Origin of the sequence: Acidithiobacillus sp. AC3, assembly GCF_050261095.1 — a bacterium.
GTDB classification, from domain to species: Bacteria; Pseudomonadota; Gammaproteobacteria; order Acidithiobacillales; family Acidithiobacillaceae; genus Igneacidithiobacillus; species Igneacidithiobacillus copahuensis.
This window is the reverse complement of sequence record NZ_CP189838.1, coordinates 1,672,781-1,692,071: the sequence shown is the minus strand read 5'-3', so window position 1 is coordinate 1,692,071 and position 19,291 is coordinate 1,672,781. Positions and strand designations below refer to the sequence as shown.

Sequence of the window (19,291 nt, the reverse complement as noted above, 5' to 3'; positions counted from 1 at the left end):
AGGCTACACTCCCGCCCCTACGGAGAGGTGACCGAGCGGCCGAAGGTGCAGCACTGGAAATGCTGTGTACTCCAAAAGGGTACCGTGGGTTCGAATCCCACCCTCTCCGCCAATTTGTGCTAATGTTCTGAATATCAATAATATCAAGGCATTCAGGAACGATTTTAGTACAAAAAGCTAGTACAAAGCGGAGCGAGCGGGACGAGGAGAAGGTGATGCCCGCCCTGCCCAGCAACTGTTACAAGATCCCCCACGGATACGTTTTTCGCATCGTCGTCCCCGAGCCGTTACGGGCCGCTGTCGGCAAGCGCGAGATCAAGCGTTCCCTCGGTAAAGACTATCGCCAGGCGGTCAGTCAGGGGCGCCTGCTGGCCCTGCAGGTGGATCAGCAATTCCACAGCCTGCGCCAGCAGATCGACCAGCAAGAGGACTACGCCGAAGCCTTTCAGCGCTATGCTTCCCAAGCCCCCCATCATCCCCTCAAACCCATCACCCAAGTCACCCCGGCACTGGTCTCCGGTCTGCGGGCCTTGTGGCTTTCCAGCCTCGAAGCCGACCTTGCCTGGCGCCGGGAGGGAATCGACGAGGAGGAATACCAGGAACTCCAGGAGAATATCCAGGAGGTGCAGGCCAAGATCGCCCAAGCCTTGGCAAGAGGGCAGCCCGAGCCTTTCCTACCCGTCATTCGCGGGCTGTTGGTGGGCAAGAGATATCAACTGGCTGTCAGTGCGGCAGAAGAGCGCCAACTGGTTTTAGACGTGCTCCCCGCGTTTCAAGAAGGCTACGACATCCTGGCCCAGCGGCAAGCCGGCCGGCTGGTGCAACCCAAGCTGACCCCCGAGGATATTCCCTTGCCGGCCGTCTGGGAGCCTGCCGCCCCTACCAACCCCGCCACCACTCGTAATTCGGGCCTCAGCTGGCAGGAACTGCTCGACCACTGGCGCCAGGATTGCCCGCGCAAGCCCCGCACCGACTTCGAGATGCAGCGCCTGGTGCAGGCGTTGTCCATCTATCTCCCGAAAGCCACCCCCGCCACCCTGACCCGCGCCCAGGTCACCGACTGGCTACGCCACGAACGGGATCAGCGGGGCAACAGTGCCAAGACCCTCGAAAAGAAGGGAACGCTCGTCGGCGCCGTATTCTCCATTGCCGTCAAGGACGAATTGCTGGAGAAAAACCCATTTTCAGGATTCGACTACAAACGCTTTGCGGCCAAGGAAGGTTTGGCCCCTGAATCCCAGCGCCGATCGTTCACCCAAGCGGAACTGGCCCGGATCTTCTCCCCGCAAGGCCTCTTCGGCATCACCACGAGTGCCGGGGGAGGGGGCTACCATGCCCGCATCTGAGGGGAGGGCGCAGCGGCGCCCCGACCCCTCAAAAGTTGAGGGTCGGTACAGTGCCTCCCCACGGACACAAGGGCAGGGTTGGGGGGCACTGCCGATCTATCGGCCAGGAGCGACGAAGGGGTTGCTATATTGGGCATGGATACCCATGCGCAACACCAAGCCAACCTTCTCGACGGCCTCGAAGCGGTCAGCCGCTTTGGCTGGCTGACCCGCGACCAGATCACCCGCATCCTTTGGCCGGGGAGTAGTACCGCAGCGACCAGAGAAAAGCTTGGCCAGCGGCTGCTTGGCAAAGCCCAGGAAAAAGGCCTGTTGCTGCGTTGGGTCATCGACGGCGGCGGGTCGGCTTATGTGCTGCGTCCTGCCGGAGTGGGTTACCTAAAAAGCTTCCGGCCTACCGTCCCGGCAAAGTCGGGGCTCGACTTTCGCTTAGGCAATGTACGGCACCGCAGTCTTGCCAACAATATTATCCTTCAACGAATGCTGGAAGGGGGGCGGGTCTGGACGGAATATGAGATTCTGACCCGGCGAACGCCACAGATTGAGATTGCTGGGAAGATTCCAGACGGGGCAGTTTTTGATCTTCCTGGCTCTTTATCTGGGGGTATGGACTGGATCGAAGTCGAGGCCCATGCGCGCAAGCGTCGGGATTTTGAAGCACTCTGTGAGTTTATTCGCGGACCTCTGGAGATTGCCTGCCGGCCTGGCGGTTACCAGATTGCGGAGGGCGAGTATCTTGGCACCCTGGGTCTGTATTTCGCTGATGATCACCTGGGCGCACTTCTGACGCATCGCCTATTACAGGTGGCTCACGCGGAAGACTGGCCCGACACCCTCCGGGATAGTATTGAGCTATACTGGGCCCAACAGACGCCCGGGAGCCGCTGGGACGGGCTCAAACAGGTCGGCACCCTACTGTATCTGCCGGAGTCCTGGGCAACCAAAAAACTGTCTGCCCTGGAATCGTCCTTGACATAGCGGGTAAATCGCCTAACTGTTGAGCTGGAGGCGATGAAAGCCTAGAGAGGCCTCCGAACGGCTAAAGGGGATAGGGCTGCAGCAGACTGGAAGCGGACGCTGGGTTGCGCCAAACTTCTTCTATCAGTAATACTCGTGCCTTGATCGGTTAGGCAAGTATGGTTAGGAATAAAAGCGATTGTTTAACTGGCCTAGATTCTATAAGTACAATCGCTACTCGCCGGGAGAGCGACGCGAGGGCGAGTATTCCCCGGCAGGCCACGCGGTGTACTGCATCCGCCGAAGGCTGGGAGTGCAGGCGCGTGCTGTGCCGCATGGTGGCCGTCGAGTCAGTGGGGGGCGAGTGCACCGTCTGCGCCCCAACGAGGGCTGTACGGTGCGCCGATGACCAGAACGAGGACGTCCGGGGCACAATCATCCAATCGCCAGCGCAAGGACGCGCGAAAAGGCATACTGAGCACGGCGATTCTCCGTCTCAACAAAGGTTTTTTGTCATGCAGTTATTAGAAACATTAGGCTTGATTATTTCCCCTACAGTCACAGTAATTGCTGCTTACGTTAGCTACAAGTCAGTGAGAGAATCCAGTGATAATGCTAATAAAACAAAGGTACAAGTAGAAATATTATCAGGAAAGATTTCTGAGCTATCCTATCAACGAAGAATATCATACGAAAGAAAGATAAATGTTATATATGAAACAAATAAGCTTGTTGGCAAGATCGGATATTATATAGAACGATCTATTGTTTCCTATACTTCGTATGACTTGCTAAAATATAATGCATTAGATAGAGCGGAGAGATGTTTTGAAAACTTGATGAAATATAGATATGAGAATAACATGGCAATATGGGATGGAAAAGATTTTGAGGGAATATTTGGAGAAATAATGATAATTATAAATCTGCTTAGAGCTGAAAACGATATTGATAAAAGGCAACAAATTGTTATAAATAACTTCTACGGTACATTCAATAAATTTAGAGAAGAAATAAAAAAAGAAATTATCAACTTAAGCAAAGAAGAGGCGTCTTTTATTGATGGTATATAAAATTGATGGCTACTTGTAATATTCTGAATTGTGTTGTGCGCTTACCGGTTATATTGGCGAGTTAGTTCACCGACAAAATCTTGATGGTTAACTATTTTTTGTAAAAATATCGTGATAACAAATAAGATTATTCAGAATTTTCTACATATAGTAGATCAGATGCGCGTTAATGATATTGCCGGATTTCTTCTTCGCAACGACATCATACTGGAAGGTCTGAGATTTAACAGATCGAGCACTCTATATGAGTTGGTACGGCAGCGGATTAGTTTAAAAAAACCAACCTCTACATGTATAGGGCTACATGATCTCGCTCGGGTATTGTATCTGCAAGGCGAATTTGAAGGCTGGGATTATCCTTATTATAAAGTCGTGCGCACCATATTATTTGGTATATCTGATCCATACATTCACGAACCAGACCAAAGCCCTGACTGGCAAATAGCTGTAGCTATAGGATTGCTATTAATGGAACAGCCAGGCCTCAACATTACCGAGCAAGTGCCGATTTACGCTAGACAAGATGCGGTCCTTAGTGCTATTCGACGGCTGCAAGGCCAAGGTTATCAATTCCATGCTAATGACGGTCATGTCACATGGGTTAGCGGGGAACTTGAACGAGCCTGCCAAATCATGGACGCAGCAGTTAGCGCATACGGTGGATGGCCTCTCATTCGCCGGATTTTCGAACGACTTTATCCCTATCTGGAGAGAGGCCGATATGTCATAATAAGGCATCTTGCAATGGCGGTTAGAGAAGATAAGCCTCTGGAAATCCCCTGGGGCTACCTGTTAAACCTTGCTGCCAAGCACCTCAAGCCTGCAGTTCCGGAAATGCAAAGCGAAGAGCGATTCGAGTCTTTGTTAGAGTTATCCAAGGATATCGTAGCTACCCTAGACCTCGAGCCTTACAGCGGCGTAGAAGTCGCGATGGTAAGTCCTACTAGGTTGATAGAAGCGTTGCAAGATGCCGTGGTAGGCGACGCTTGTTTTAGTTTTGAGCAACTCCGGCCTATTGATTTGTTCGTTATGTTAGAGACGCTCTTTAAGGCTGTAGACCAGGCTGAGATGAAGCGGGAATTGGGATGGACTGTGGCGGATGCTCTTGTGTTAGCAAAAATTATTTTTGGCCCAGACACGAGGCCCTGTCACTCTTTTACCTTTCGGAAAATTAGAGAATCAACAAATCTATCAAATGCTGTTATTAAGGCTATGCTGGATCAGTTCACGCATGATCCGACGCAGTTGAATACAGAATTCTTTAAACCGAATGACATCATTCACTGCAATTTAAATTTTAGACCACTAGTCGCAGGGCAGAACCAAAACAGGTTGCTTATCGCGCCTTCTATATCTGCTTTGGGTTTCTATATAGCACTTACAGATGCCATTCGAAGTTACGACACTCATATAGATGAGAAAGTAGGAACTGCGGCAGAGCAGTTGGTTTCGAATTTATATATACAACATGGGTTGCAACCTGTCGTGGCACCTGGATTCTACGAAGTATCAGGCGAAAGGTACGAGTGCGATATCGTTCTAGAGACCAACGAATATATTTTTTTCCTGGAAGTAAAAAAGAAAATACTAACTCGAGCAAGCTTTTCTGGAGATGTTCTGGAAATACTCACCGATCTTAAGTCAATGTTTGAATCCCAAATACAAAGCGGGCGACACGAGCTATATCTTCGCCAGAACGAGGTACTCTACTTCAGTGACGGTACGAAGCTTGAATTTCATGGTCGGCGCGTGGTTAGAATCTCGGTTTCACTCCTAGATTGGGGAACATTGCAAGATCCGTTGAACACAGGGTCTTTTTTGCAAGCTTTTATGCAAACTAATTTTGGGGTAATGTCTGATCAAGGAACATCTGCCGCCGTTAAAAAAATTAATGCTGTTAATATTGCGCTCAATAAACTGCGCACCCTGGAGTTCCAATTGGCAACGTTTCATCATGCGGGTCGTCCATGGCTATTCGATAGCTTATTTGTCAGTATCCCGTGGCTAATGTTTCTTCTGGATAGGTGTCATGACGCGTCAGCCTTTGAGGCAAAGTGGCGTTCATTCCACGCTATAAGAAAGCCTGCTCGAAATCCCTACTTCCAAATTTTGTAATTACTTGTCCGTCTCTATTGGGTGCGTGAATGACTGCAAACGCTGCCTTGGAGACGTTTATCCAGGCTGATTTACAGAGGTTGGAAGGACTTTCGAAGGATTGATGATGTCGGGAGGAGTCTGATACCTGGTCATTGCTTGACACTGACTGGCACCAGTAATGTTGATAACATCGTACGCTTCTGATAGTTGGGGCTTGATACTGTATTTGTAACTAATCACTGTAACTATCTGGTCAAGGCGGTTGTTCGCAACTCATTGAATAAGTTTTGGATATTTGGTGAAACGGGCGAATTCCACCCTCTCCGCCAAATCCGCATAGTATCTGCCCTGAAAATTCTTTCGACTTCTTGCGAAATGTCCGCATTACTCCTCGTGTTTTAAACGGGGTACTCCGCTACGGATGCGCGACGGGTTTGACAGGGCGATTTCCAAGGCAGTTTCCAGGCGAATGACCCGCTCGGTGAGATTCTCTATTTTTTCCTGCTGCCGTTTTACCGTGCTCGCCAAACCCTCCACCCGATCATTCATCTTGATCACGGTGCTCAGGGCATCCCACATCTTGTCGGTAATCGCCATCAGCGGGTTCGTCCGGATTCCATGGCGGCGATCCGCCGTTCGGAGTCTTCGACGAAGGCCAACGCTTCATCGATGGCGGCATTGGCCTGGGCGCTCGTCTTAAGTATTTGACCAATCATCCCCTCCAGAATCTCTTCCTCCTCATTTGGACGAAAGGACGAGGCGGCCCGGCGGAGGAGCTCTCCCATCGACATATGGGCATCCTGGGCCATCTTGGAAATCAGAGCCTTTTCCTGTGGGGTAACCAGGACCGGGATACGTTCGCTTGCAGTTGCCATGCTCTACTCCTTTCTGTTCATGACCAGCACATGGACATTGTAGAAGGAATGCAAGAACAATCAAGAGGTCTGCTTACTCGTGTATTTACGGCCGGCCAGGTCGAACCCATACCGTTTGCAGCAATGGCCGGCCAGGAGCCGACTTACTGGTAGGCGTGGGCGAAGAGGTCTTCGCGGCGAATCACTTCTAGACAGAGCTTGTCACAGGCGGCGAGGATGACCGGCGGGGCGACGCCCGCCTCGCGCGCCTCTTCCCAACGCGCAGCACAGAGACACCAGCGATCCCCGGGGCGCAGGCCGGGAAAATCCCACTCCGGATGTGGGGTGATGAGGTCGTTGCCGCGTTCCAAAGTATATTGCAGAAAGGCCCCCGTCATGACCGCACAAACGGTATGCGAGCCGAGATCGTTGGGGCCACCGCTGCAAAAGCCATCACGGCGGAAACCGGTACGAGGATTTTCGCTGCAGGACACCAAGTCCTCTCCCAGAACATTGCTGCGCATTTTTTCTCCGAGTCGGCCGACTTTCTTAAGGGTAGCATCATCGGTCCAGAAATGCCCAATGGTGCAGGGCAAAGTTGCCGCTTGTGAGTGATGTCAGGAATTTCTATACTGGAGTCCTAAAATGTCAGAAGGGAGCGTTTTTATGCATACACATCTCATTATCCGGTCTCCGCGGCGGGGCTGGCAGTCGTTACTTTTGGCTTGTGCCGGTCTCTTGGCTGCGCCGCTGGCGGTTGCTGACGGGGAGTTTCCCGCCAAGGTACCCGTCCCTGCCGACAACCCCATGACTCCCGCCAAGATTGAGCTGGGCAAGCAGCTGTATTTTGATCCCAGAATTTCTCTTTCTGGAACCGTGTCCTGTAACAGCTGCCATATGGTGCAAAGTAATGGTAGCGATAATCTTCCTCTGTCTTTCGGCGTTTTCGGTCGAGTCGATGTCCCGCGTAACACGCCTACGGTCTACAACGCCGCCTTCAATACGGTCCAGTTTTGGGACGGGCGGGCCAGTAGTCTGGAGGAGCAGGCGAAAGGACCCATCCTCAATCCGGTGGAGATGGGTATGCCCAACGCAGAGGCGGTAGTCGACGTCTTGCGCAAGATTCCGGGGTATCATGCGCAATTCGCGCAGGTTTTTGGTGGCAAGGAACCGATCACTTTTGACCATGCGGCGGAAGCGATCGCCAGCTTTGAGCGTACCCTGGTGACACCGGATAGTCCCTATGATCGCTTTGTAAAAGGCGATAAAAAGGCCTTGGACGTGACGGCGCAAGAGGGACTGAAGTTGTTCAACTCGGTGGGCTGCGGTACCTGCCACGCCGGACCTATGTTCGATAACCCCGGGCTGCCGATGGGTGAGGGCTTTTATCAAAAATTTCCGGCCCAACCGCAGAATGCGGCCTGCGCAAAATACGTGCAGAAATATCATCTGCATGGTGATTTGGGGCGCTACGACGTGACGCACAAAGACGCCGACAAGGAACGATTCCGAGTACCGGGTCTGCGTAATGTTGCCCTTACTGCACCCTATTTCAACTACGGCACGGTTCCCAATCTGCAAGAAGCTGTCCGAGTCATGGCCGCCTGTGAGTTGGGCAAAAACCTGACGGAAACCCAGACCAAGCAGATCGAGGCATTCCTGAACAGTCTGACCGGCAAGTTTCCACAGGTGACACTCCCGCATTTGCCCCAGACCCCCGATTCCACCTTGCTCATGAAGGTGGCGGATATGGCGAAGGAAATGCAGAAAAAATAGCGTACATGCCCGGGCGGCGTGTCGGTCCCGTTCCGCGCGAACGCCGACTTACGCCGCGCCGAGGGTGCTAGACGGGATGCTTCGATGCTGACGATTGCTCTGAGAATGGCAATGTAGGATTATGGCCGGCTGATCAGCAAAGGCGTGTTCCCGATGCAGAACCCTCTTTTTTTCGCCCAAGACCAATATTTGCAGGATGAGGCATTCACCGGCCTGTTGCAGGAGCATGGCATAACGATTCTCCAGGATTTTTTGGAGTATCGACCCTATGCCGAGCAGTTTATCCAACAGTACCTTCCCGAGCCTTTGCCCCGGACGGTGATCCTGGGCCTCAATCCCGGGCGTTCGGGGGCGGGACTGACGGGCATCCCCTTTTTGGACTTCCGGAGTCTGGCAAATTTGCTGCCGGATACGCCTTTGCCGCGCAACGACACTGAGCCCTCGGCCAACTTCTTTCATCGGGTGGTGCAGAACGTGGGCGTTGAGAAGTTCTACCGCGCGTTCTATGTGAGCAATGTTGCAGCGGTGGGCTTCCTGCGCGATGGCAAAAACTGCAATTATCCAGAGCTTCCCATGGCCGCGCAGCGAGTGGTCGAGGAACGTTTTCTGGCCGAGATGGCGCAGATTCAGCCAAAGCGCATCATTGCCCTGGGGCGAGAGGTGGAGGCGACGGTGCAGCGGCTCTTTCCTGATGGCAGCGTGCGTATTTCCCACCTGCCGCATCCTTCCTGGATCATGACCTATCGCTTGCGGGAGGCGCAATCGTGGGTGCGGCGCTACACCCAGATGCTGCTGCAGGGCTAGCGATTGGTCGCCGCGGGCTGGCGGCGTATGATGGCACTTTGCTGATACAGAGAGGAGGCCGTCATGGCTGATGAGTTGCCGGTTCTGCCTGCCAAACGCAAGCTTGAACCGCTCTGCCAAAAAATCGGTCTGCCGACCATTCGTGCCGTGGTGGACGATTTTTACGATCGCATTCAACATCATCCCACTCTGGCAGAGCCCTTCGCCATTGTTGGCGACTGGACCTTGCACAAGGAACGTCTCACCCATTATTGGTGGACGGTGATGGGCGGCTTACCCTATCAGGATTTTCGCTATGCCCTGGGCGACAAGCACGCTCCTGTCGGGGTGAGCAATGCCTTGGTGGACGACTGGCTACAGCTCTTTCACGAGACGATGCTCGACCATCTCGATGCGGACCTCGCCAAGCGCTGGTTGGGCCTGGCGAGTGGAATTGGCGAGTCGCTACGACTGATGTTCGCCCGCGACGCGTAGACGCGGGGTCTGTTCCTCGCCCTGGCCAAGAAAGAAGCGATAGGCGGGATTGTCGGTCTCTTCGGCGTAGGGTAGGCCGAGGAGATCGAGCATATCCCGGAAGGCCGCGGAATCTTCGGGCGGCACTTCAAATCCCGCCAGTACGCGATCGAAATCGACGCCATTGTTGCGATAATGGAAGAGGCTGATGTTCCAGCGCCCGCCGACCTTGTCGAGAAACTCCATGAGGGCGCCGGGGCGCTCGGGAAATTCAAAGCGAAAGATACGCTCGTTACGGGCTTGCACCGCATGGCCGCCGACCATGTGACGGATATGCAACTTGGCCATCTCGTCATTGCTGAGGTCCAGCGCGATATGTCCCGTATCGCGAAGCGCCTGCAGTAGCCCCTCGGCGTCGGCCCGATCCTGCACGGCAACGCCGACAAAAATCTGCGCCTCGTCACGACGATGCAGGCGGTAATTGAATTCGGTGATGACGCGCTGCCCGCCAATGGCGGCACAGAAGGCCTGGAAGGCCCCGGGACGTTCGGGGATGGTAACAGCAAACAGGGCCTCGCGCGCTTCCCCAATTTCGGCGCGCTCGGCAATAAAACGCAGGCGGTCGAAGTTCATGTTGGCGCCGGAGAGGATGGTTACCCACGCTCCCTGGCCGGCCTGTGCGGGCTCTTCCAGCGCCAGACGCTTCAGCCCGGCAAGCGCCAAGGCCCCGGCCGGCTCCATCACCGTGCGGGTCTCGTCGAAGACATCTTTGATGGCGGCGCAGATTTCGTCATTGCTGACGCGCACGATCTGATCGACGTACTGGCGGCAGAGGGCGAAGGTTTGCTCGCCTACCTTGCGCACGGCGACACCGTCGGCAAAGATGCCGACCTGATCCAATTCGATCCGCTCCCCAGCCTGCAGGGATTGATACATCGCATCGGCCTCGAAGGGTTCGACGCCAATGATGCGGATCTCCGGCACGATACTTTTCAGGTAAGCGGCCACGCCAGCGATCAGACCGCCACCCCCCACAGGCACAAATACCGCATCGAGGGCACTCCCGCGCTGGCGCAGCAGTTCCGCCCCCACGGTACCCTGACCGGCAATCACCAAGGGGTCGTCGAAGGGATGGACAAAGACCATGCCGGTTTCGGCGATGATCTGCTGACAATAGGCCTGCGCGTCGGAATAGCTGTCACCGTGCAGAATGACCTCGGCACCCAGGGTCTGCACGGCGCGGACCTTGATTTCCGGGGTGGTGCGCGGCATGACGATGGTGGCGCGGATGCCCAGAAACTGGGCGCTACGGGCAACTCCTTGGGCATGATTGCCGGCACTCGCGGCGATGACCCCTCGGCGCCGCTCCTCATCGCTCAGTTGGGCGATGCGGTTGTAGGCGCCGCGCAGCTTGAAGCTGAATACCGGCTGCAGATCTTCGCGTTTGAAGAGGACCTCTCGCCCCAGGCGGGCGCTCATTTTGGGCGCGGCTTCGAGCGGTGTCTCGCGGGCAACGTCATAGACCCGGCTGCAGAGGATTTCGCGGAGCAGATCTTTCACTCGGAGTTTCCGTGGCTTGGGGGAAGAGGGCCGTCGGGGCGCAACCACTGGCGAAACTGGTCGATGTCTTCTTGCAGGGCAGTATTGGCCTTTTCCTCCATCGCCTCATAGTGGGCCAGGACTTCTTTGCCCAGATCGGTGAGAAAGGCGCCACCACCGCGCGTACCGCCCGTCGCTGTGCCCACCAATGGGCCAACGAAAGAGCGATTCATGGTGTCGACCAGCAGCCAGGCGCGCCGGTAGCTCATGTTCATGGCCCGTGCTGCAGCCGAGATCGAGCCCTTTTCCTCGATGCGATGCAATAGTTCCGCTTTGCCAGGGCCAATGGCGATGGCCTCGGCCAGCAGTATGCGCAGCCTCGGCGCGATGACATGACTATGCTTCTGCATCTGGGTCCTCTCCCTGAAAAAAGCGCAGGATTCGCTCCGGAAGCCAGTCGGTATCTCCGGGGAATCTACCTTGCACGTAGGCAACATGGCCGCCGCGCTGGGTGAAACAGCGATGCACGGCGCGACCGCGGGGCCATTTCGCAACGGCATCCAAGGGTACGATAGGATCATTGCGACTATTGATCAACAGCGTGCGCGTGCGCACCTGCGCGAGGCCGGGCCCGGAAGAGCTCTGCTGCCAGTAGCTCAGGGCATCGGGAAAGCCATGGACCGGAGCGGTGAAGGTATCGTCAAAGGCACGCAGACTCTTGCTACGGCGCACCGCCTGCCAATCCACCAGGTCGGGAAATCGTTGGGCATAGCGCCCCATCTGTCGTTTCAGGGTGCGGACAAAATACTGTTCATAGAGGGGGCGAGCGGCGATATATGCGGCCGTGGCCACCAGATCGACCGGCGCGCAGACCGCAGCAGCTGCCGTCAAATAGTTTGGGTGATCCTCACCGAGATATTTCAGTAGGGCATTGCCGCCGAGAGACACACCGACGGCGTATAGCGGTCGCTGCAACGCATGCAAGCGCTCGATGATCCAGGCAATTTCCGCGCTGTCACCGGCGTGGTAGGCGCGCGGTAGAAGATTGTCGATGCCGCCGCAGCCGCGAAAATTGATGAAACAGCCTGTCCAGCCCACTCGCTGCAGGGCTGCGCCGAGGGATAGGGCATAGTGTCCGCTACTGCTACTGCCCAGCCCGTGAAAAAGAACCAGCACCGGGCTATCGCCCTGGCCATCTACCCAGTCGACGGCAATGCGATCCTGGTCTGGTGTCGTCCAGATTTCGCGACGCAGAGAGACCTGCCGTCGGCGGGAAAAAAACGGCGCCCAAATGGTTTCGAAATCGCCGTTGGGGAGCCAGAATGGGGGGCGAAAGTGGCAGGAGAGCGTCAATCTTCGATGTAGGCGTCGTGCGCTCGGAGGTATTGCTCCAGCTCGTCGATGCAGCTGCCGCAACCGGAACCACAGCCCGCATGCACCATCAGTAGCTCCATGAAGGGTAGGGGCTGGGCGCGTTGACGCTCCAGGATTTCTCGGAAAGTGGCTGCCGAGCAACAGCAATAGGGACTGTCGTCGATTTCCTGCGCTTCTGCTGACATTCTTGCTGCGTTCCTCGATCATCCATATGGTGCGAAGAGGGAGACTCGAACTCCCACGCCTTGCGGCGCTGGAACCTAAATCCAGTGCGTCTACCAATTCCGCCATCCTCGCGTCTGCGCTATCTTATCCTTTGGGGCCTTTCTGGACAACGACGGAATCAAATCATGGCCAAGTCTCCGCAACGCCTACGTCAGCTTTTAGCGGTGGAAGCCGCGCGCATCATGGTCGATGAAGCCGTGGGCGATTTTCGCAGTGCCAAGGAGAAGGCTGCACGCCGGCTGGGCGTCCATGCCCAGCAGCACTGGCCTAGCAACACGGAAATTCACAGCGAGATGCAGGCGCGCCTGCAGCTTTTCCATGCGGATACCCAACCCCAGGCCTTGCGCCACTTGCGGGAAATTGCCCTGCACGCCATGGAGTGGCTGCAAGAGTTTCAGCCACGTCTGGTTGGCCCAGTGTGGGAGGGTGATGCAACGGAGCACAGCAAGATCACCTTGCATCTCTTTGCCGATGCCCCGGAAAGCGTGCTGTTTTTCCTGCTTGATGCCCAGGTCGAATATGAGGAAGGCTGGCAGCGCCTGCGCTTTGGCGACGCCAATGCTGTGGATTACCCCACCTTTTTACTGGAGTTTGAGGGGGCACCCCTGCGCCTGGTGATCTTTGCCCTGGACGAAGACCGCCGCAGCCCCGCCTCGGCGCGCGATGGCAAGCCCCTGCCGCGGGGCAGCATCGCGCAGTTACAGCGGCTCTTGGCCGCGGAAAATCCCTGCTGATTTAACCGGGGAGGGTGGGATAATCGGTATAGCCCTCTGGTCCTGAGGTATAAAAGGTGTCAGGGTTGGGCTCATTGAGCGTGGCACCGCTGCGAACGCGCGTGGGTAAATCGGGATTGGCGAGAAAGGCGGTGCCAAAAGCCACGGCGTCCGCTTTGCCCTCGGCTATCGTATTCTTTGCCTCTTCTGGGCTATATCCCATGTTGACCACGAGCTTGCCGCGATAGTTTTTACGCATGGGAGTCAAGACATCTGCCGTCTGCTTCTCATAAAAATCGCCGCGCATGAGGTGGAGGTAGGCGAGGTTCTTGTCATTGAAGGAATTCGCTAGCCAGGTATAGAGCCCTACAGGATCGCTGTCTTTCATGTCATTGAAACTGTTGAGTGGCGAGAAACGCACGCCAACACGATCCGCCCCGATGGCTGCGCATACAGCATCCAGGACTTCGAAAAGGAAGCGGGAGCGGTTTTCCCGACTCCCTCCGTAGGGTCCCTCACGATGGTTGCTCCCGTCGCGCAGGAATTCATCGATCAGGTAGCCGTTGGCCGCATGGACTTCCACCATGTCGAATCCCGCTGCGCGAGCGTTGCGGGCCGCCTGCGCAAAGCCTTCAACGATGGCAGGGATTTCGTCGTCAGTCAGCGCGCGTGGCATGGTGTAGGCCTGTTTTCCCTTGGGCGTGTGGACTTCTTCATTGGCAATGGCGATGGCACTCGGTGCCACCGGGATCACGCCATTGTTGAGATCGGGATGGCAGGCACGCCCACCATGCCAGATCTGCAAGGCAATTTTTCCGCCGGCCTGATGTACGGCATCGGTTACCTTACGCCAGCCGGCGATCTGCTCCGCGGAATAGATGCCGGGTTCATGCCAGAACGCTGAATTGCCCGGCAAAACCATGGTCGCTTCGGCGATGATCAGGCCGGCGCTTGCGCGTTGGGCATAGTATTCGGCCATGAGCGGCGTAGGCACGTGTTCGCCTTCGGCGCGGCAGCGAGTGAGAGGGGCCATCAATATTCGATTGCCGAGTTCAATGGCGCCCAAGGTCAGGGGAGAGAATAGGTCCGTCATACTGGCTCCTCAGCTGGATCGACTGCTGAGAATGGTACCGACCGGTCAGTCGGTGTGCAACTCTGCCTGCGTTATCAACCCCCGTCGTTGCTGTCTTTCAACCGTTTTGTGGCTTGTGTGGCCGGAAATAGACCCACGCCGCCAGGAACAGGAAGGCAAAGATGTAGATATTGGTAGTGCCGAGGACGTCGCCCTTGTTGGCAGTGCTGCCCGGCAGATAGGGCGCACCCCAACCCTCGGCGGTGGTCCAGACACCAAAGCTATAGGCGATGCCGACGGGAATGATCCAGCGGAGCTGCTTGCCGCCGATCAGCAGAAAAAGGGCGATCACGCTCTCTGCCAGCGCCGCGAAAACCCCGAAGAGAAAAGGTCCCACGGCGTTGATGATGGTGATGAAGAAGGTGATGTAGGCGGCAATCCATGCCGGCTCCCCGGGCAAGGCTTGCTGCAGATACGTGACGGCGTTGTGCAGGAAAAAGGGCTGCCACTTCCAGAAGGCATCGAAGGCCCAGAGCAGGCCGAAGAGGATGCGTGCGGTGTGCATGGCCGCAGGGGAAAGACGCCCGTGGCGCGTGCCAGCCAGACTCCAGCAGTCCCAAGAGCGACTGGAAATGACAAAAACAAAGACCAGCGCGTAGATGATGGCGGTTCCCGGATCCGTGGCGCCTTGGGTGTAGGGCCCGCCGAAGCCGCCAACGGTGCTCCATAGCCAAAGGTTGTAAAACACCCCGACGTAGGCAAAGAAGGGCAAAAAGAGTCCGCTGATCAGGCTGACAGCGAGAAGCACATCCAGCACAATGGTGATCCAGGCGACCAAGTTCGGGCCAATACCGGTGACCACTGATGCCATCCAGTGTCCATAGGTCATTACCCATGCGGGTTGCCCACTGACCCAGTCCGCACTGAAGGTACCCAGAAAATGCGCGCGGTAGGCTGGACTCAACTGCAGAGCGGTGTTGATCAGCCAGGCGAACCCAAAAAGGATGCGCACCGCAGCAAAGGCGCGTTGTTGTGGGGAATACTCGGCAATCGTGGGTTCTGCGGTAGTGGCGGTAGTCATTCATGAACTCCTTGTTTTGCTGGAGATAAAAACTCTATCATCAGGTCGGTGCGTGGCACGTTGTGAAATTGTACCTCTTTCATTCGGGAAAACCAGTTATTACAGAATCTTCTTTTGATCATGGTTTAGCGACTCGGAGTAGTGCGATTTTTTCCCGATTATAAATTTCATAGCGTATCAGTATCACCTTTGCCTGGTAGGGAGATTCTACCTGAGAAATAAGTTTACTTAGGTCAGTTGCCGGACAGACGACATAGAGCGGCCTATTTCCCATGTAGTTCCTGATATTTGCTGTATCTTGTAGATGGTGGATAGTCATGGCGCCACGCGCCGCATAAAACAGAAAGTCGGGCTGAAACCACTGCCATGACGCCAGGCGATAAGGTGCTCCCGCCTGAATATGGACAATTTGTTCCGCCATCTCCCGAGAGGGTTTCAGCCGGTTGAACTCCGGCGTATATAGAAACACCAAAAGTATGCTGAGTGCCACCGCGCCACCAGCCAAACTCAGCAGGGCCCAGAGGACACGCTGTCGCCAGATCCAGACCCCGGCTACGAGTGCGGCGACGATGTAGGGCGTACCAAGCCATAGCATGCGTGGAATTTCCGGCTGCCGCATGGGTACGATCCAGCCACCAAACGTCGTCAAGATGACACCGATGGCAAACAGAACGCCCAGTGACAGAACGTCGGACTTGGTAAGGCTCTTCTGCGTAGCTTGCAGTCGCGAGTCGAGATACGTGGCCAAGAGAATCGCCAGTGGTGGATAAGACTCCCAGACATAGCTCGGCAGTTTGGTCGCGGAGAGGCTGAAGAAGACGATCCAGATTACCGCCCAGAGCAGCATAAACTGGTTTTTGACCTGTTGCTTGTCCGGAGTCAGTGCCCTTGTCCTTTTTAACCAAAGCAGCGCCTGTGGTAGGAACACCGACCAGGGTAACATACCGAGGAAGACGCTAAGCAAATAATAAAACCACGGGCCCCGATGGCCTTGCATGCTTGCATCAAAGCGGCCAATATTCTGCTGCAATAGAAAGAGCTTGTCCCACCCCCAGTGCGTTTCCAGGCCGACCGCGACGTACCAAGGCATGACCAATATCAGGAATAGCGGTAGCCCCAGTTCGAGCCTTCCCTGCTGCCATAGAAAGTGGAGATTTTTCTGTACGATGAGAAAAATAACGATGATCAGCCCTGGTAACAAGAACGCGATTGGACCTTTATCCAGCGTTCCCAAAGCAAGCGCTATATAGCATAAGAATAAAGCGTTGCGCCTGACCTGGGGATCCAGATAGGCCAGCAAGAAAGATAGCAGCGCAGCAGTTGTGGCAAGGATCAGCAGAGGATCGGGCGTAGCGCTCCGAAAAATCACGGTACTATGGAGGATGGTAGCGATTATCAGAGCAGACAGAAAGGCGATTTTCTCGCTGTACATTCGGCGAACGACGCTGACGATCAGCAATACTAGCAGCGCTCCCACGATCGCCGATCCGATGCGTAGGCCAAAAGAATCGAGGCCGAACAGCCTTACCCCTACCCACATCATCCAGTAATTCAGAATCGGCTTGTCAGGAAGAATCTGGCCGTTGAAGGTAGGCAGAATCAGATTGTGATTTGCCATCATTTCCTTCAAGGATTGCGCGTAGATAGGCTCATCGATATTCCATAGGCTGGTGTTTCCTATTCCCCAAGAGAAATACAGTGTAGAAGCCGCAAAAATAAGCAGAGACTGCACTAGATATTTATAACTTGTCTTTGTTTTTTGCATGCGCTATTGATTCTTTCTTTCGTTATCTGTGTCATTGATCCAGGAATCCTGAATCAAATATAGTGGTCGCTGCTTGCTTTCTTCGTAGATTCTGGAAATGTACTCGCCAAGCATCCCCAGTGCGATGAGCTGAACCCCACCCAAGAACAATATGGTCACCATGAGTGAGGGGTATCCCTTTACCGAGTTTCCACAACATATGGTTTCGATAATCAGGTAGATGGCATACAGAAAAGATGTAAATGCAATCATTATGCCCATGTAGGAAGCGAGTTGCAGCGGTACATGGCTGAACGATGTGATCCCCTCCAGCGCCAGCTGCCATAATCGCCAATAATTCCAGCTGCTTCGCCCATTTTGACGTGCGTCTCTTTGATAATATATTGATGTTGTCTTAAAGCCAGTCCACGCAAACAGACCCTTCATGTAACGGCGGCGTTCGGGTAGGCATTTCAGGGCCTCCAGCACCTTCCGCGACAGCAAACGGCAGTCCCCAGCGTCATGGGGAATCTCAATGGTACTCATCCGGTTCAGAACACGATAGAACAGGAAAGAACTCATTCGTTTTGCATAGGATTCTCCCAAGCGTCGCTGGCGCACCGCATTTACCACGTCGTAGCCCTCCAAGAATTTTGCAAAGAGGGGTTGGATCAACTCGGGGGGGTCCTGTAGATCGGCGTCCAGAGGAATGGCTACATCGCCGGTAGCATGGTCCAGTCCTGCGGACAATGCCGCTTCTTTACCAAAATTGCGGGAGAGATTGATGATCGTTACCCGATCATCCCGATCTCGGAGCGCGAGCAATTGCAATAGGGTGTCGTCGCTACTGCCGTCGTTGACGAAGACGATCTCCCACCTTTGCGCTAATTTTTGCAGCACCGCCTGGGTACGGTCAAAGAGGGAACTGATATTGGCGGATTCGTTGTAGCAGGGAATCACCACCGATATTCTATAAAGCTCATTCTCTTGCTTTTTTTCATTTTTCAATGGGATGTTCTCTGATTCCATGTGGGCCAGCGGAAGACGCCAACGCTTACTGATCAGTAGAAGAGCGGCAGCAGAGCCTGTTCGACCACTTGAAAGAATAACGCGGCAAGCTTAGGCGAAAATTAGGGAGTCTCCGATCGTGGTGGGAGAAGTGTCGAAAAACGGTCCGTTTGACCTGGCTAGGCGCCCCCTCGACTTGCCGAGGGTGGCGCACCTTTTTGGCTTCAGCGATGCAACTTACAAGTCTTGATTCCAAACAGGGAATAGGCTGGGCACCAGCCAATCAGCCCGGTGACCAATGGGATCACTCCCAACCAACCCCAGGGACTTTGCGGCCCCCAAAATACGAGGCTGATGACTACCGCCCCGATAATGATGCGCATGCCGCGATCCACTCCGCCCTCATTGAGCAATGTTTGCATGTTCATGACCTTACCCTCATTGTCCTTGGAAAGGAGTTCCATGATGGCAGGCCAGGGAGCAATGCGTCGGTGACAATATCACAGAATTAGGAGCCGTTTGCCAGCTCTTTCAGTGCCTCACGGTTCAGTAAATGAATTTCTCGATGTTGCCGAAGAATCCAGCCGCGGGCCTCGAAATCCCGCAAGCTGCGGCTGATTACCTCACGGGCAGAACCCAGCTCGGCGGCAATGGCCTGGTGCGTAATGGATAGCGTATCCCCCTCTGCGCCCTGATGCAGTAGCAGGCGGGCCAGACGGATATCCAGGCGGGTAAAAAGCACTTCTTCGACCAGGGCAAATAGTTGTGTCAGGCGGTCGCCGTAGGCGCGAAACACGAAACTACGAAAATCCGGGTTGTCTGCGATTGCGGCCTGGAAGTGTTGGCGTGAAAACGCCACGGCGCGGCCCGCGCGCTCGCTGATCCCGGTTGCGGGATAGGCGTGCCCATTGAACAGGCAGGCGGTAGTCAGTATGCAGGACTCCCCTGGCCCAATTCGATACAGCACGATCTCCCGGCCACTGACAGAGACCTGCTGCACACGAATCTGACCCTCCTGCACCAGAAGATATTGCTCGCAAAGACTCCCGTTCTGAAAGATAAGGCTACCGGCGGTAAATCGCAGCTGTCTGGCTGCAGCCAACAGCACCGCACCACTTTTCGTCTGCTGCAAAGCACGAAGGTCTGGAAACTGCTCCAGCCAATCGGTGTTCATC

Annotated in this window: 21 protein-coding genes and 2 tRNA genes; 9 read left to right on the top strand and 14 right to left on the bottom strand. The window is 55.0% G+C overall.

What is annotated here, in order from left to right:
* Positions 1 to 21 precede the first annotated feature (21 nt).
* From ACQAYK_RS08550 to ACQAYK_RS08530, 5 genes are all read left to right on the top strand, one after another.
* A tRNA-Ser gene (locus ACQAYK_RS08550) sits at positions 22 to 112 on the top strand.
* A 103-nt stretch (positions 113 to 215) separates the two neighbouring features.
* A complete protein-coding gene (locus tag ACQAYK_RS08545; RefSeq protein ID WP_226827425.1) occupies positions 216 to 1,346 on the top strand; it encodes a DUF6538 domain-containing protein in 1,131 nt (376 codons plus the stop codon).
* Between the two features lie 135 nt (positions 1,347 to 1,481).
* On the top strand, positions 1,482 to 2,324 hold the full coding sequence (locus tag ACQAYK_RS08540) for a hypothetical protein (protein ID WP_215873226.1): 843 nt from the start codon (positions 1,482 to 1,484) through the stop codon (positions 2,322 to 2,324).
* A 494-nt stretch (positions 2,325 to 2,818) separates the two neighbouring features.
* Complete coding sequence (locus ACQAYK_RS08535; protein ID WP_215873227.1) at positions 2,819 to 3,376, top strand: hypothetical protein; 558 nt, start codon at positions 2,819 to 2,821, stop codon at positions 3,374 to 3,376.
* Positions 3,377 to 3,535: 159 nt separating this feature from the next.
* Positions 3,536 to 5,491: a hypothetical protein gene (locus tag ACQAYK_RS08530; RefSeq protein WP_215872386.1), complete on the top strand. Its 1,956-nt coding sequence runs from the start codon at positions 3,536 to 3,538 to the stop codon at positions 5,489 to 5,491.
* 366 nt (positions 5,492 to 5,857) lie between these two features.
* Here the strand turns inward: ACQAYK_RS08530 and ACQAYK_RS08525 are convergent, their stop codons facing one another.
* From ACQAYK_RS08525 to ACQAYK_RS08515, 3 genes are all read right to left on the bottom strand, one after another.
* Positions 5,858 to 6,070 carry a hypothetical protein gene (locus ACQAYK_RS08525; RefSeq protein WP_215872387.1) on the bottom strand — a complete coding sequence of 71 codons (213 nt, stop codon included), beginning with the start codon at positions 6,068 to 6,070 and terminating at the stop codon, positions 5,858 to 5,860.
* Positions 6,070 to 6,348, bottom strand: coding sequence for a plasmid mobilization protein (locus ACQAYK_RS08520; RefSeq protein ID WP_215872388.1), 279 nt, complete (start codon positions 6,346 to 6,348; stop codon positions 6,070 to 6,072). Before ACQAYK_RS08520 ends, ACQAYK_RS08525 begins: the two co-directional genes overlap by 1 nt.
* 143 nt (positions 6,349 to 6,491) lie before the next feature.
* The gene (locus ACQAYK_RS08515) at positions 6,492 to 6,851 is read right to left on the bottom strand and encodes a DUF2237 family protein (RefSeq protein WP_215872389.1); all 360 of its coding nucleotides are present in this window, start codon (positions 6,849 to 6,851) and stop codon (positions 6,492 to 6,494) included.
* A gap of 142 nt (positions 6,852 to 6,993) precedes the next feature.
* On the opposite strand from ACQAYK_RS08515, the gene ACQAYK_RS08510 reads away from it, so the two are divergent.
* The 3 genes from ACQAYK_RS08510 to ACQAYK_RS08500 all read left to right on the top strand — a co-directional run bounded on the left by ACQAYK_RS08510 (position 6,994) and on the right by ACQAYK_RS08500 (position 9,381).
* A complete protein-coding gene (locus tag ACQAYK_RS08510) occupies positions 6,994 to 8,103 on the top strand; it encodes a cytochrome-c peroxidase (protein ID WP_215872390.1) in 1,110 nt (369 codons plus the stop codon).
* Between the two features lie 153 nt (positions 8,104 to 8,256).
* On the top strand, positions 8,257 to 8,907 hold the full coding sequence (locus ACQAYK_RS08505) for a uracil-DNA glycosylase family protein (RefSeq protein WP_215872391.1): 651 nt from the start codon (positions 8,257 to 8,259) through the stop codon (positions 8,905 to 8,907).
* 63 nt (positions 8,908 to 8,970) lie between these two features.
* Entirely contained in the window at positions 8,971 to 9,381 is a 411-nt protein-coding gene (locus ACQAYK_RS08500) for a truncated hemoglobin (RefSeq protein WP_215872392.1), read from the top strand.
* On the opposite strand, the gene ilvA is transcribed toward ACQAYK_RS08500, so the two are convergent.
* The 5 genes from ilvA to ACQAYK_RS08475 all read right to left on the bottom strand — a co-directional run bounded on the left by ilvA (position 9,352) and on the right by ACQAYK_RS08475 (position 12,570).
* Positions 9,352 to 10,920, bottom strand: coding sequence for a threonine ammonia-lyase, biosynthetic (gene ilvA / locus ACQAYK_RS08495; RefSeq protein ID WP_483167496.1), 1,569 nt, complete (start codon positions 10,918 to 10,920; stop codon positions 9,352 to 9,354). The two genes, ACQAYK_RS08500 and ilvA, sit on opposite strands and share 30 nt — an antisense overlap.
* Positions 10,917 to 11,309 carry a winged helix-turn-helix domain-containing protein gene (locus ACQAYK_RS08490; protein ID WP_215872394.1) on the bottom strand — a complete coding sequence of 131 codons (393 nt, stop codon included), beginning with the start codon at positions 11,307 to 11,309 and terminating at the stop codon, positions 10,917 to 10,919. Before ACQAYK_RS08490 ends, ilvA begins: the two co-directional genes overlap by 4 nt.
* Positions 11,296 to 12,252 carry a YheT family hydrolase gene (locus tag ACQAYK_RS08485; RefSeq protein WP_215872395.1) on the bottom strand — a complete coding sequence of 319 codons (957 nt, stop codon included), beginning with the start codon at positions 12,250 to 12,252 and terminating at the stop codon, positions 11,296 to 11,298. The genes ACQAYK_RS08490 and ACQAYK_RS08485 overlap by 14 nt, the downstream gene beginning before the upstream one ends.
* Positions 12,249 to 12,458 carry a (2Fe-2S)-binding protein gene (locus ACQAYK_RS08480; protein WP_215872396.1) on the bottom strand — a complete coding sequence of 70 codons (210 nt, stop codon included), beginning with the start codon at positions 12,456 to 12,458 and terminating at the stop codon, positions 12,249 to 12,251. Before ACQAYK_RS08480 ends, ACQAYK_RS08485 begins: the two co-directional genes overlap by 4 nt.
* A gap of 27 nt (positions 12,459 to 12,485) precedes the next feature.
* Positions 12,486 to 12,570 (bottom strand) — tRNA-Leu (locus ACQAYK_RS08475).
* A gap of 53 nt (positions 12,571 to 12,623) precedes the next feature.
* Here ACQAYK_RS08475 and ACQAYK_RS08470 point away from each other — a divergent pair.
* Positions 12,624 to 13,232: a nucleotidyltransferase gene (locus ACQAYK_RS08470; protein WP_215872397.1), complete on the top strand. Its 609-nt coding sequence runs from the start codon at positions 12,624 to 12,626 to the stop codon at positions 13,230 to 13,232.
* Between the two features lies 1 nt (position 13,233).
* On the opposite strand, the gene ACQAYK_RS08465 is transcribed toward ACQAYK_RS08470, so the two are convergent.
* From ACQAYK_RS08465 to ACQAYK_RS08440, 6 genes are all read right to left on the bottom strand, one after another.
* Positions 13,234 to 14,304, bottom strand: coding sequence for an alkene reductase (locus tag ACQAYK_RS08465; protein WP_215872398.1), 1,071 nt, complete (start codon positions 14,302 to 14,304; stop codon positions 13,234 to 13,236).
* A gap of 97 nt (positions 14,305 to 14,401) precedes the next feature.
* The gene (locus ACQAYK_RS08460) at positions 14,402 to 15,364 is read right to left on the bottom strand and encodes a hypothetical protein (protein ID WP_255789673.1); all 963 of its coding nucleotides are present in this window, start codon (positions 15,362 to 15,364) and stop codon (positions 14,402 to 14,404) included.
* Positions 15,365 to 15,482: 118 nt separating this feature from the next.
* Positions 15,483 to 17,129 carry an ArnT family glycosyltransferase gene (locus ACQAYK_RS08455; protein ID WP_215870783.1) on the bottom strand — a complete coding sequence of 549 codons (1,647 nt, stop codon included), beginning with the start codon at positions 17,127 to 17,129 and terminating at the stop codon, positions 15,483 to 15,485.
* Between the two features lie 3 nt (positions 17,130 to 17,132).
* On the bottom strand, positions 17,133 to 18,137 hold the full coding sequence (locus tag ACQAYK_RS08450; RefSeq protein WP_215870782.1) for a glycosyltransferase family 2 protein: 1,005 nt from the start codon (positions 18,135 to 18,137) through the stop codon (positions 17,133 to 17,135).
* Positions 18,138 to 18,340: 203 nt separating this feature from the next.
* Positions 18,341 to 18,544, bottom strand: coding sequence for a YgaP family membrane protein (locus ACQAYK_RS08445; protein ID WP_438266988.1), 204 nt, complete (start codon positions 18,542 to 18,544; stop codon positions 18,341 to 18,343).
* 80 nt (positions 18,545 to 18,624) lie between these two features.
* Complete coding sequence (locus ACQAYK_RS08440; protein ID WP_215870781.1) at positions 18,625 to 19,290, bottom strand: Crp/Fnr family transcriptional regulator; 666 nt, start codon at positions 19,288 to 19,290, stop codon at positions 18,625 to 18,627.
* Position 19,291: the final 1 nt, after the last annotated feature.